This is a genomic window from Neobacillus sp. OS1-32 (assembly GCF_030915425.1).
In the GTDB taxonomy this organism is placed as follows: domain Bacteria; phylum Bacillota; class Bacilli; order Bacillales; family Cytobacillaceae; genus Neobacillus; species Neobacillus paridis.
On record NZ_CP133263.1, the window covers coordinates 3,191,014 to 3,204,274 of the forward strand.

Sequence of the window (13,261 nt, forward strand, 5' to 3'; positions counted from 1 at the left end):
GGCGATATTGTCTTTTTCAATAGCTTTAAAACACTCACCAATAATTCCTAATTACCGTCTTTAGAGTTAGAAAATGATTAATGTATATAATAGAAGAAACGTATGAAAATTAAATGAAAAAAGCAGCTGGATCCTAGGTTTCCAGCTGCTTTCATGGATTCATTTATTATTCGATAACGGTAGTGATTGAACCAGAACCTACAGTACGTCCACCTTCACGGATAGAGAACTTAGTTCCTTCTTCAATCGCAACTGGAGCGATAAGCTCAACAGTCATTTCAGTATTATCGCCAGGCATTACCATTTCAGTACCTTCTGGTAGAGTAATGATACCAGTAATATCAGAAGTACGGAAATAGAATTGTGGACGATAGTTTGAGAAGAATGGAGTATGACGTCCGCCTTCTTCTTTAGATAATACGTAAACTTGTGCTTTAAACTTTTTGTGTGGAGTGATGGATTTTGGCTTAGCCAAAACTTGTCCGCGCTCAACTTCTTCACGAGAAACACCACGTAGAAGGGCACCGATGTTGTCACCAGCTTCAGCAAAGTCTAATAGTTTACGGAACATTTCTACACCAGTTACAGTAGTAGATTTTGGCTCTTCAGTGAAACCAACGATCTCAACTACGTCACCGACTTTAACCATACCACGCTCTACACGGCCGGTAGCAACTGTACCACGACCAGTAATGGAGAATACGTCTTCAACTGGCATCATGAATGGTTTGTCGTTGTCACGAGTTGGAGTTGGAATATATTCGTCAACCGCGTTCATAAGTTCAACGATTTTTTCTTCCCATTGAGCATCGCCTTCTAATGCTTTCAGAGCGGAACCTTTGATGATCGGAATATCATCACCAGGGAAGTCGTATTCTGATAGAAGGTCACGAACTTCCATTTCAACTAATTCTAAAAGTTCTTCGTCGTCAACCATGTCGCATTTGTTTAAGAATACAACGATGTAAGGTACACCTACTTGACGAGATAGAAGAATGTGCTCACGAGTTTGTGGCATTGGACCGTCTGCTGCAGATACAACTAGAATCGCACCGTCCATTTGGGCAGCACCAGTGATCATGTTTTTAACATAGTCAGCGTGTCCTGGGCAGTCAACGTGTGCATAGTGACGATTATCAGTTTCATACTCAACGTGTGCGGTAGAGATTGTGATACCGCGTTCTCTTTCTTCTGGAGCACCGTCGATTTGATCATATGCACGAGCTTCTGCTTTACCTTGTTTTGCAAGAACAGAAGTGATTGCAGCTGTTAAAGTAGTTTTACCGTGGTCAACGTGACCAATTGTACCAATATTAACGTGTGGTTTTGAGCGGTCAAATTTCGCTTTTGCCATTTTAAAAAATCCTCCTTTGGATTAAATTGTTAAGTATATTTAAGTGGAAACTGTAAAACCAGGAATCCCTGCGATTACAGCCTCCATTCTTACTAAAATAGTTATACTTTAAAGAATAGGGAAAATCAATTATTCCCCTTTATTTTTTTTGATAATTTCATCAGAAATTGATTTTGGAACCTCTTCGTAATGATCAAAGTGCATCGTGAACACGCCGCGACCTTGAGTGCTTGAACGAAGAGCTGTAGCATAACCAAACATTTCTGAAAGTGGAACCATTGCGCGAACAACTTGGGCATTGCCGCGTGCTTCCATTCCCTCAACACGGCCGCGGCGGGCAGTAAGCTGTCCCATAATATCTCCTAAGTATTCCTCAGGAATAACAACTTCTACTCTCATGACCGGTTCGAGAATAACTGGATTACACTTTGCTGCTGCATTTTTTAATGCTAATGAAGCTGCAATTTTAAATGCCATTTCTGATGAGTCAACATCATGGTATGAACCATCAAATAATTTCGCTTTGATGTCAACCATTGGATAACCGGCAAGCACGCCGCGTTCAAGCGCATCTTTTAATCCCGCTTCAACTGCAGGGATGTACTCACGTGGAACGACACCACCGACAATAGCATTTTCAAATTCAAAGCCTTTTCCTTCTTCATTTGGTGAGAATTCGATCCAAACATCCCCGTATTGGCCACGTCCGCCTGATTGGCGCGCGAACTTACCTTGAACTTGTGCAGTTCCACGGAATGTTTCGCGATAGGCTACCTGTGGAGCACCTACGTTTGCTTCAACTTTAAATTCACGCTTCATCCGGTCAACGATGATATCAAGGTGAAGTTCACCCATACCAGCGATAATCGTTTGTCCGGTTTCAGGATTTGTTGAAGCCCGGAATGTTGGGTCTTCCTCTTGAAGTTTCTGTAATGCCGTAGCCATCTTGTCTTGGTCTGCTTTTGACTTTGGTTCTACCGAAAGTTCGATAACCGGCTCAGGAAATACCATTGACTCTAAGATAACCAGGTTTTTCTCATCACATAGAGTGTCGCCCGTCGTCGTATCTTTTAAACCTACAGCTGCAGCGATGTCACCAGCATATACTTGAGAAATTTCTTGACGGTGATTTGCGTGCATTTGCAGAATCCGTCCGATACGTTCCCGCTTTCCTTTAGTAGAGTTTTGAACATAGGATCCGGACTCCAGTGTACCAGAGTATACACGGAAGAATGTTAATTTACCGACATAAGGGTCAGTCATAACTTTGAATGCAAGAGCAGAGAATGGCTCATCATCACTTGAGTGACGTTCAATCATTTCATCCTCGTCATCCACTGCATGTCCTTTAATAGAAGGAACATCTAATGGAGATGGAAGATAATCAATAACAGCATCAAGCATTGGTTGTACACCTTTGTTTTTAAAGGCTGAACCACAAAGTACAGGATAGAATTCTACATTAACAGTACCTTTACGAATCCCTGCTTTCAGTTCTTCGACAGTGATTTCTTCACCGCCAAGGTACTTTTCCATTAATTCTTCATCAATTTCAGCAACTGCTTCAATTAATTTTTCACGGTACTCTTCAGCTTGAGCTTTGTACTCTTCAGGAATCTCTGTTTCCTCTATATCTGTCCCTAGGTCATTTCCATAAATTTCTGCCTTCATTTCGACCAGGTCAATAATGCCTTTAAATTGATCTTCAGCACCAATTGGCAGCTGAATTGGATGGGCATTCGCTTGCAGACGTTCATGCAATGTTTTTACAGAGTATAAGAAGTCTGCACCGATTTTATCCATTTTATTAACAAACACGATTCGCGGTACGCCGTATGTTGTTGCTTGGCGCCAAACGGTTTCTGTTTGTGGTTCTACTCCAGACTGGGCATCAAGAACAGCAACAGCACCATCAAGTACGCGAAGAGAACGTTCTACTTCAACGGTAAAGTCTACGTGTCCTGGAGTGTCAATGATGTTAACGCGGTGATTCTTCCATTGCGCGGTAGTTGCAGCAGAAGTAATCGTAATTCCGCGTTCCTGCTCTTGTTCCATCCAGTCCATTTGAGACGCACCTTCATGAGTTTCACCGATTTTATGAATTTTACCAGTGTAATAAAGGATACGCTCAGTAGTCGTGGTTTTCCCGGCGTCGATGTGTGCCATGATGCCTATATTACGAGTCTTTTCTAAGGAGAACTCTCTTGCCATTTAAGTCTTTCTCCTTCCTAGTAAGAATATATTTTTGAATGTAAAATTACCAACGATAGTGAGCAAATGCTTTATTTGCTTCAGCCATTTTGTGTGTATCTTCACGCTTCTTAACAGATGCACCAGTGTTGTTTGCCGCATCCATAATTTCGTTAGCTAAACGTTCTTCCATCGTCTTTTCTCCACGAAGACGGGAATAGTTTACTAACCAGCGAAGTCCAAGAGTTGTACGGCGGTCAGGTCGCACCTCAACAGGAACTTGATAGTTTGCACCACCTACGCGGCGTGCTCTTACTTCAAGAACCGGCATAATGTTCTTTAATGCTGCTTCGAACACTTCCATTGGTTCTTTGCCTGTGCGTTCGCGGATAATATCAAAAGCAGAGTATAAAATTGCTTGAGATTTACCTCTTTTACCGTCAATCATCATTTTATTGATTAAACGTGTAACTAATTTTGAATTGTAAAGCGGATCTGGTAACACGTCTCTTTTTGCTACTGGACCTTTACGTGGCATGTTTTTTCCTCCTTTCAAAGAAGCTTCCTTAATTAATCAGATTATTTCTTAGCTGCTTTTGGTTTCTTTGTACCATATTTAGAGCGGCCTTGCATCCGGTTGTTAACACCAGCTGTATCAAGTGCTCCACGAACAATGTGATAACGTACCCCTGGTAAGTCTTTAACACGTCCGCCACGGATTAGAACAACGCTGTGTTCTTGCAGGTTGTGGCCGATACCAGGAATATAGGCAGTTACCTCAATACCATTTGTCAAACGTACACGTGCATATTTACGTAACGCTGAGTTTGGTTTCTTTGGTGTCATCGTCCCAACACGAGTACATACCCCGCGTTTTTGTGGTGATGATAAGTTCGTTTGAGATTTTTTAAAACTGTTATAACCTTTATTCAGTGCAGGAGATTTTGATTTATACGTCACTGCTTGACGTGGTTTGCGCACTAATTGGTTAATTGTAGGCATTTTTATTTCCTCCCTTCACGATTGTTAAGCCCACACATCCAGGTGGTTCATTTTTTTGCAAAAACAAAGTTTTTGTAGACAGCACAATCTACAAAAACAGTTTTTAACGAATGATAGCAACAGCTGCCGCACCAACTTCTATTCTGCACGCCTTCCCCAACTTTTTCATAGAGTCAACGTAATAGATCGGAATGTTTCGTTCCTTGGCCTCGTTCACCGCTTTTGCAACTACCTTATGGTCTGCATCGCTGGCAATAATAAGTTCCCGGACGATTCCCTCTTGCAGTGCTTTTACTGTTTGTTTTGTTCCTATAATAAATTTACCAGCCTGCAATACTTTTTCATAAGACATCTTTCATATCCTCCAAAGTATCAGGTGTATAGGAGCACCTTTGATATATTACCATCTTCAAAATAAGATGTCAAACAAAAATTTCAGTTTCATTAATGGAGCTTTAAAAAGGCGGTACCCAATTTTTCTAGGTACCGCTTTTCAAATTAATCAATTGAAACCGGCTCTTCCGATGTTACTTCACGAAACATGGGCTCCGCTTTGCGATACCGCTGCATGCCGGTACCTGCTGGAACAAGTTTCCCGATGATCACATTTTCCTTCAAGCCCAACAATTCATCCCGCTTGCCTTTGATCGCCGCATCGGTTAGAACTCTTGTTGTCTCTTGGAACGATGCAGCGGATAAGAATGAATCTGTTTCCAGAGATGCTTTTGTGATACCAAGCAATATCGGACGACCTGTTGCTGGTAATCTGCCCTCCAATAATGCCTTTTCGTTGGCATCAGTAAATTGGTGAACATCTAACAGCGTACCAGGTAATACATCTGTTTCCCCAGCATCAACTACACGAACTTTGCGCAGCATTTGCCGTACCATTACTTCAACGTGTTTATCGCCAATTTCAACCCCTTGCATGCGGTATACCTTTTGTACTTCGCGCAGCAAGTACTCTTGAACGGATAGAACATCTTTTACCTTCAATAATTCCTTCGGATCAATCGAGCCTTCCGTTAACTCTTGGCCAGGTTCAATTTGATCACCGACAGCAACTTTCAAACGTGCTGTATAAGGAGCATTGTACGTACGTGTTTCTACTTCACCTTGAACAACAATTTCATGCTGGCGGTCGCGGCCTTCATTAATGCCGACAACTGTACCGCCAATCTCAGAAATAACCGCTTGACCTTTAGGATTACGTGCTTCAAAAATTTCTTGAATCCGCGGTAAACCTTGAGTAATATCGTCTCCTGCTACCCCGCCGGTATGGAATGTACGCATCGTTAACTGTGTACCTGGTTCCCCGATGGACTGAGCAGCAATAATACCAACTGCTTCACCCACCTCCACCTCTTGACCAGTCGCCAGGTTGCGCCCATAACATTTTTTACATACTCCATGACGGGTATTACATGTAAACGCGGAGCGGATTTTCACTTCTTCTATTCCTGCATCCACGATTGCCTTGGCAATGTCTTCAGTAATCAGTTCATTTTCACGAACCAGTACTTCATTTGTCTCAGGATGCTTGATCGTATTACGGGCATAACGGCCAATTAACCGCTCTTCCAAAGTTTCGATGATTTCTGTACCATCTTTTAAGGCACGGATGGAGAAACCACGGTCCGTTCCACAGTCATCTTCGCGGACAATAACGTCCTGGGCTACATCGACCAGACGGCGTGTCAAATAACCAGAGTCAGCTGTTTTCAGCGCTGTATCGGCAAGCCCTTTGCGTGCGCCGTGAGTGGAAATAAAGTACTCTAACACCGTCAGTCCTTCACGGAAACTTGATTTAATCGGCAACTCGATGATTCGACCAGCCGGGTTCGCCATCAAGCCGCGCATCCCGGCGAGCTGTGTAAAGTTAGAGGCGTTACCACGGGCACCAGAATCGCTCATCATAAAGATTGGATTTGTTTTATGCAAAGACTTCATTAGGCGTCCTTGAATGGTATCCTTCGCCTGGCTCCAAATGGAGATCACCCGGTCATACCGTTCATCTTCGGTAATGAGACCCCGTCTAAACTGCTTTTGCACGTTATCGACTTTGACCTGAGCATCGTGAAGGATCTGCTCCTTCTCACCAAGTACGACAATATCCGCCACGCCGACTGTAATCCCGGCCTTGGTTGAATATTTGAAACCAAGATCCTTCAAACGGTCAAGCATTTTCGACGTTTCGGTAATTTTGAAACGCTTGAAGACTTCGGCAATGATATTACCAAGGACTTTCTTTTTAAATGGATCAACCAGCGGCATACTCTTTATTTTCGCTTTTACATCTTCACCTTTTTCAACAAAATACTTCTCAGGTGTTTTTTCCTCTAAGTTGCTCTTAGTAGGTTCGTTGAGATAAGGGAAAGATTTTGGAAGAATTTCGTTAAAAATAAGTTTTCCCACTGTTGTGATAAGAAGCTTATTGTTTTGTTCTTCGGTAAAGGTTTCGTTCCGCAATGAACCGGCATGGACAGCAACGCGGGAATGGAAATGGACAAAACCATTTTGATAGGCAAGCAATGCTTCGTTTATATCTTTAAAAATCATTCCCTCGCCGATAGCACCCTCTCTTTCCAATGTCAGGTAGTAGTTACCTAATACCATGTCCTGAGAAGGAGTGACAACTGGTTTCCCATCTTTAGGGTTTAGAATGTTTTGCGCTGCCAGCATCAACAGTCTTGCTTCAGCTTGAGCTTCAGCCGACAGCGGTACGTGTACAGCCATCTGGTCCCCGTCAAAGTCCGCATTGTAGGCAGTACATACAAGCGGATGCAGGCGGATCGCCCGGCCTTCTACAAGTGTTGGTTCAAATGCCTGAATCCCTAATCGATGCAATGTAGGGGCGCGGTTTAATAAAACTGGATGTTCTTTTATGACATCTTCAAGCACATCCCAGACATCTGGAGAGACACGTTCAATTTTACGTTTAGCAGATTTGATGTTATGGGCTAAACCTTTCTCTACAAGCTCTTTCATCACAAATGGCTTGAATAGTTCCAACGCCATTTCTTTTGGAAGGCCGCATTGGTACATTTTTAAGTATGGACCAACAACAATAACCGAACGGCCTGAGTAGTCAACCCGTTTACCAAGTAAGTTCTGACGGAACCGTCCTTGCTTCCCTTTTAACATATGGGAAAGCGACTTAAGCGGACGATTGCCTGGTCCTGTAACCGGACGGCCGCGGCGGCCGTTATCAATCAATGCATCCACTGCTTCTTGCAGCATCCGCTTTTCGTTTTGTACGATAATGCTTGGTGCGCCTAAATCTAACAAACGCTTTAAGCGATTATTACGGTTAATCACGCGCCGGTAAAGATCATTCAGGTCAGATGTGGCAAATCTTCCGCCATCAAGCTGGACCATTGGACGAAGTTCCGGAGGAATAACCGGGAGCACATCCAGTACCATCCAAGATGGTTCATTTCCAGAGTTGCGGAATGCCTCTAATACCTCCAGTCGTTTAATCGCACGAGTACGACGCTGACCTTGTGCTGTCTTCAATTCTTCTTTTAAAATATCTACTTCCTTATCCAAGTCGATATCGGAAAGAAGCCGTTTAATTGCTTCTGCACCCATAGACGCTTGGAACTTATTGCCATACTTTTCGCGATAGGCACGGTATTCTTTTTCAGATAATAACTGCTTCTTTTCCAGAGCCGTGTCACCAGCTTCCGTTACTACATAGGAAGCAAAGTAAATAACTTCTTCCAACGCCCTTGGGGACATATCCAACACAAGCCCCATCCGGCTTGGAATCCCTTTAAAATACCAAATATGCGAAACCGGAGCAGCCAATTCAATATGCCCCATACGCTCACGGCGTACCTTTGCCCGTGTCACTTCAACCCCACAACGGTCGCAGACAACGCCTTTATAACGTACCCGCTTGTATTTACCGCAGTGACATTCCCAATCCTTCGTTGGACCGAAAATTCTTTCACAGAATAAGCCGTCTTTTTCCGGTTTTAACGTACGATAGTTAATGGTTTCTGGTTTTTTGACCTCTCCGTAAGACCATGAACGGATCTTATCCGGTGAAGCAAGGCCAATTTTCATATACTCAAAATTATTAACATCCAGCAAGGGGCCTACCTCCCTTTTGATTGAAGAAATCGGCTAATTCGTCGATTACTTCTGTTCTGACATCTAGCCTCTGACAGTTGTAAATCGCTGCAACGTTTTCGAGTTGCCTTAATATAAAGAGAGAACGCAAGCGCACACCCAATCGTGCGCTTGCCCATTTATGTTATTCTTTCGTACCAACCTTTTCCGATTCCAGATTTGGTGTATCCTGAGCAAGGTTTAACGTATCAACTTGCTGCAAGTCGTCTTCGTCATCGATATCCCGCATTTCGATTTCCTCTTCGTCACCGGAGAGAATTTTCACGTCCATACCAAGACTTTGAAGTTCTTTAATTAATACCTTGAATGACTCAGGAACCCCTGGTTCCGGAACATTTTCACCTTTTACAATGGCTTCATATGTTTTGACACGTCCGACAACATCATCTGATTTAACTGTAAGAATTTCTTGAAGCGTATAAGCTGCGCCGTAAGCCTCAAGCGCCCAAACTTCCATTTCACCAAAACGCTGTCCGCCGAATTGAGCTTTACCGCCAAGCGGTTGCTGCGTAACTAGTGAGTAAGGTCCGGTTGAACGGGCATGCAGTTTATCATCAACCATGTGTGCTAATTTAATCATATACATGATCCCGACAGACACACGGTTATCAAATGGTTCACCTGTACGGCCATCATAAAGAATGGTCTTCGCATCACGTGCCATACCGGCTTCTTCAATCGTTGCCCACACATCATCCTCGGTGGCACCGTCAAATACCGGTGTGGCAACATGGATGCCCAATTGTCTTGCGGCCATTCCTAAGTGAAGCTCCAGCACCTGTCCGATATTCATCCGGGAAGGAACCCCTAATGGGTTTAACATGATATCAACAGGTGTACCGTCCGGCATGAACGGCATATCTTCTTCAGGTAAAATCCTTGAGATAACCCCTTTATTACCATGTCGTCCAGCCATCTTATCGCCTTGGTGTATTTTACGTTTTTGAACAATATAAACACGGACAAGCTGGTTTACACCCGGAGGAAGCTCATCGCCATCTTCACGGTTAAATACTTTGACATCGTGAACGATTCCCCCTCCACCGTGTGGAACGCGAAGGGAGGTATCCCGTACCTCACGTGCCTTCTCACCAAAAATGGCGTGAAGAAGTCTTTCCTCAGCAGTAAGTTCTGTAACCCCTTTGGGAGTTACTTTACCAACTAGCAAATCACCGTCTTTTACCTCAGCACCGATGCGGATGATTCCCCGTTCATCCAAATTCTTTAGCGCATCTTCGCCAACGTTTGGAATATCACGGGTAATTTCCTCAGGGCCAAGCTTGGTATCACGTGATTCTGATTCATATTCTTCAATATGAATCGAAGTATAAACATCGTCTTTTACAAGACGTTCACTCATAATAATCGCATCTTCATAGTTGTAACCATCCCAAGTCATAAAGGCTACCAGCACATTACGTCCAAGGGCCAATTCTCCCAATTCCATTGAAGGACCGTCGGCAAGGATTTCACCTTTTACGACACGGTCGCCAGGCTTTACGATTGGGCGTTGATTGTAGCAGGTTCCTTGGTTAGAGCGGACAAATTTTAATAAGCGGTATTTATCAAGGTTGCCTTTAACCTCTTGTCCGTCTATTTCCGTAACACGACGAACCCATACTTGGCGGGCTTCTACGTGTTCAACAATACCGTCGTGTTTACAAATCACGGCTGCCCCGGAGTCTTTACCGGATACATATTCCATACCAGTACCCACTCTTGGAGCTTCCGGCTGCATCAGCGGAACCGCTTGACGCTGCATGTTTGCCCCCATCAAGGCACGGTTAGAGTCGTCATTTTCCAAGAACGGAATACAAGCTGTGGCCGCTGAAACAACCTGTTTTGGCGAAACGTCCATATAGTCGATCCGTTCACGTTTTACGGCAGTATTTTCCCCGCGGAAACGAGCAACTACTTCTTCATCCAGGAAGGCGCCATTTTCGTCAAGGCGAGAGTTTGCCTGGGCGACGACATAGTTATCTTCTTCATCAGCAGTCAAATAATCAATTCTGTCCGTTACCCTGCCGGTGTCAGGATCAACCCGGCGGTAAGGTGTTTCAATAAAGCCAAACCGATTAACCTTCGCATAAGTTGATAACGAGTTAATCAAACCAATGTTTGGACCTTCCGGCGTTTCAATTGGACACATCCGGCCATAGTGGGAGTAGTGAACGTCACGAACCTCCATCCCGGCACGTTCACGCGTTAATCCACCAGGTCCCAGTGCTGATAACCGTCGCTTATGAGTTAATTCTGCAAGCGGATTGGTTTGGTCCATGAACTGGGAAAGCTGCGAACTTCCAAAGAACTCTTTGATCGACGCAATCACCGGGCGAATATTAATTAACTGCTGTGGTGTGATCGTTGCTGTGTCTTGGATTGACATTCTTTCACGAACAACCCGCTCCATCCTGGATAAACCAATCCGAAATTGGTTTTGCAATAGTTCACCGACAGAACGCAAACGTCTATTTCCCAGATGGTCGATATCGTCTGTATCGCCGACACCATGAAGCAAGTCAAAGAAATAGCTGATTGACGCAATGATGTCTGCAGGGGTAATATGCTTGATTGGCTCAGCCACATAAGCATTTCCCAATACATTGATCACTTTTTCATTTTCATCACCAGGAGCATAAATTTTAATGCTCTGAAGAATTATTTCGTCTTCCACTACCCCGCCAACAGGGGTAAAACTCTTAAAGTTAATATTTTTCTCAAGTGCCGGTAAAATTTTATCGAGGTTGCGGCGGTCAAGAACCGTCCCTTTTTCAGCGATAATTTCACCTGTTTCAGGATCAACCAGTGTTTCGGCTAACCGTTGATTAAATAAACGATTTTTTAAATGAAGCTTTTTATTAATTTTGTAACGGCCTACGTTCGCTAGATCATAGCGTTTTGGGTCGAAAAAGCGGGAAATCAATAAACTTCTCGCATTTTCAACGGTCGGTGGCTCACCGGGACGAAGCCGTTCGTAGATTTCAAGTAATGCTTTATCGATACCTTCTGTGTTGTCTTTTTCCAAGGTGTTTCGTAAATATTCGTTATCGCCAATTAAGTCGATAATTTCTTGATCAGAGCCGAATCCTAATGCACGCAAAAGAACCGTAACGGGCAGTTTCCGAGTACGATCAATTCTGACATATACGACGTCTTTGGCATCTGTTTCATACTCCAGCCAAGCGCCGCGGTTCGGAATAACTGTTGCTGTAAATCCTTTTTTCCCATTCTTATCGACTTTCGCACTAAAGTAGACGCTCGGTGAACGTACTAACTGGGAAACAATAACGCGCTCTGCTCCATTAATCACAAACGTGCCTGTTTCTGTCATTAGGGGAAAATCACCCATGAAAACATCTTGATCTTTTACTTCACCTGTTTCTTTGTTTACCAGACGTACTTTTACACGTAACGGAGCAGAATATGTAACGTCCCGTTCTTTTGATTCTTCGACAGAATACTTTGGATCGCCAAGACTGTAATCAATAAATTCCAGTGATAGATTACCTGTAAAGTCCTCAATTGGTGAAATATCCTGGAACATTTCACGCAGCCCCTCATCAAGAAACCACTGATATGAAGAGGTTTGGATCTCAATTAGATTTGGTAATTCTAAAACTTCACTGATTCGTGCGTAACTCCTCCGCTTACGGTGGCGTCCATACTGAACTAGTTGACCTGTCAACTGATTCACCCCTCAAATCAAGCGTAATTTGAAAAATCTATGAACTTTTAAGAAGGGGAAAAGCCCCTTTTCAAAAGACAAAAAGAAAAAGGGTTTTTTGCTCAAAAACCACAATTTCACATTTTGACTATTATTTTGTCATCATTTCCGTTTTATCCTTATTTTATACTGAAAAATAAGCATTTGCAGGAATAAAACGGTAAATATTATGATGGCATTTTATAATGCTACCACAAAGGTAACATATAGTCAACTAATTTTTGCTTTAAATATATAATATCCTTTTGATTTCGTTACCGTCTCAACTACTGAAAAAATAGTTTTTAGCTTCTCCAATGCGGAAGGGGCACCTTGTTTCTTTTGAATCACTACCCAAAGTTCACCACTTGGAACAAGAATTTGTGCACTCTGTTCAAAAATATCGTGAACTGTTCTTTTTCCTGCCCGAATTGGCGGATTGGTTAAGATCGCAGCAAAATCTTTTTCTTTAACAGATAATAGTCGGTCACTTTCATAGATTTTGACATTATCAATCCGGTTAAGGGCAGCATTATCCTTTGCCAACTGGATGGCGCGTTCATTTACATCGACCATGTGCACCAGCCGGTCAGGATAATCCATGGCAATCGCTAACCCAATTGGCCCATAACCGCAGCCTACATCCAACACCTGACCAGCTACAGCCGGCATCACAAATGACTCAATGAGTAAACGCGAGCCAAAATCTACCTCTCTTTTTGAAAAAACACCATTGTCAGTCTTAAAGCGGAAAGAATGATTTCTTAAGGTATAATCCCAGTGTTTTGGATCACTTTCAACCTTTTGAACATGAGAATAGTAGTGTTCAGTCACCTGACTCACCCCCTGAGGAGTTTAATTTTAGAAGAATATCG

Annotated in this window: 8 protein-coding genes; all 8 read right to left on the reverse strand. The window is 43.2% G+C overall.

All coding sequences use genetic code 11. From position 1 onward, the window contains the following. Window positions 1-166: 166 nt before the first annotated feature. The gene (gene tuf / locus RCG24_RS15930; protein WP_202655803.1) at window positions 167-1,354 is read right to left on the reverse strand and encodes an elongation factor Tu; all 1,188 of its coding nucleotides are present in this window, start codon (window positions 1,352-1,354) and stop codon (window positions 167-169) included. A gap of 129 nt (window positions 1,355-1,483) precedes the next feature. After that, a complete protein-coding gene (gene fusA, locus RCG24_RS15935) occupies window positions 1,484-3,565 on the reverse strand; it encodes an elongation factor G (RefSeq protein WP_308077476.1) in 2,082 nt (693 codons plus the stop codon). Between the two features lie 46 nt (window positions 3,566-3,611). Beyond that, window positions 3,612-4,082, reverse strand: a complete 471-nt coding sequence (gene rpsG / locus RCG24_RS15940; protein WP_202655801.1) for a 30S ribosomal protein S7 — start codon at window positions 4,080-4,082, stop codon at window positions 3,612-3,614. A gap of 41 nt (window positions 4,083-4,123) precedes the next feature. Further along, window positions 4,124-4,546 (reverse strand): 30S ribosomal protein S12, encoded by a 423-nt coding sequence (gene rpsL, locus RCG24_RS15945; protein WP_202655800.1) that lies wholly within the window; start codon window positions 4,544-4,546, stop codon window positions 4,124-4,126. 103 nt (window positions 4,547-4,649) lie between these two features. Next, complete coding sequence (locus RCG24_RS15950; protein WP_308077477.1) at window positions 4,650-4,898, reverse strand: 50S ribosomal protein L7ae-like protein; 249 nt, start codon at window positions 4,896-4,898, stop codon at window positions 4,650-4,652. Window positions 4,899-5,044: 146 nt separating this feature from the next. Further along, a complete protein-coding gene (gene rpoC / locus RCG24_RS15955; RefSeq protein ID WP_202655798.1) occupies window positions 5,045-8,644 on the reverse strand; it encodes a DNA-directed RNA polymerase subunit beta' in 3,600 nt (1,199 codons plus the stop codon). A 163-nt stretch (window positions 8,645-8,807) separates the two neighbouring features. After that, window positions 8,808-12,368: a DNA-directed RNA polymerase subunit beta gene (rpoB, locus tag RCG24_RS15960; RefSeq protein WP_202655797.1), complete on the reverse strand. Its 3,561-nt coding sequence runs from the start codon at window positions 12,366-12,368 to the stop codon at window positions 8,808-8,810. 249 nt (window positions 12,369-12,617) lie between these two features. After that, on the reverse strand, window positions 12,618-13,220 hold the full coding sequence (locus RCG24_RS15965) for a class I SAM-dependent methyltransferase (RefSeq protein WP_202655796.1): 603 nt from the start codon (window positions 13,218-13,220) through the stop codon (window positions 12,618-12,620). Window positions 13,221-13,261: the final 41 nt, after the last annotated feature.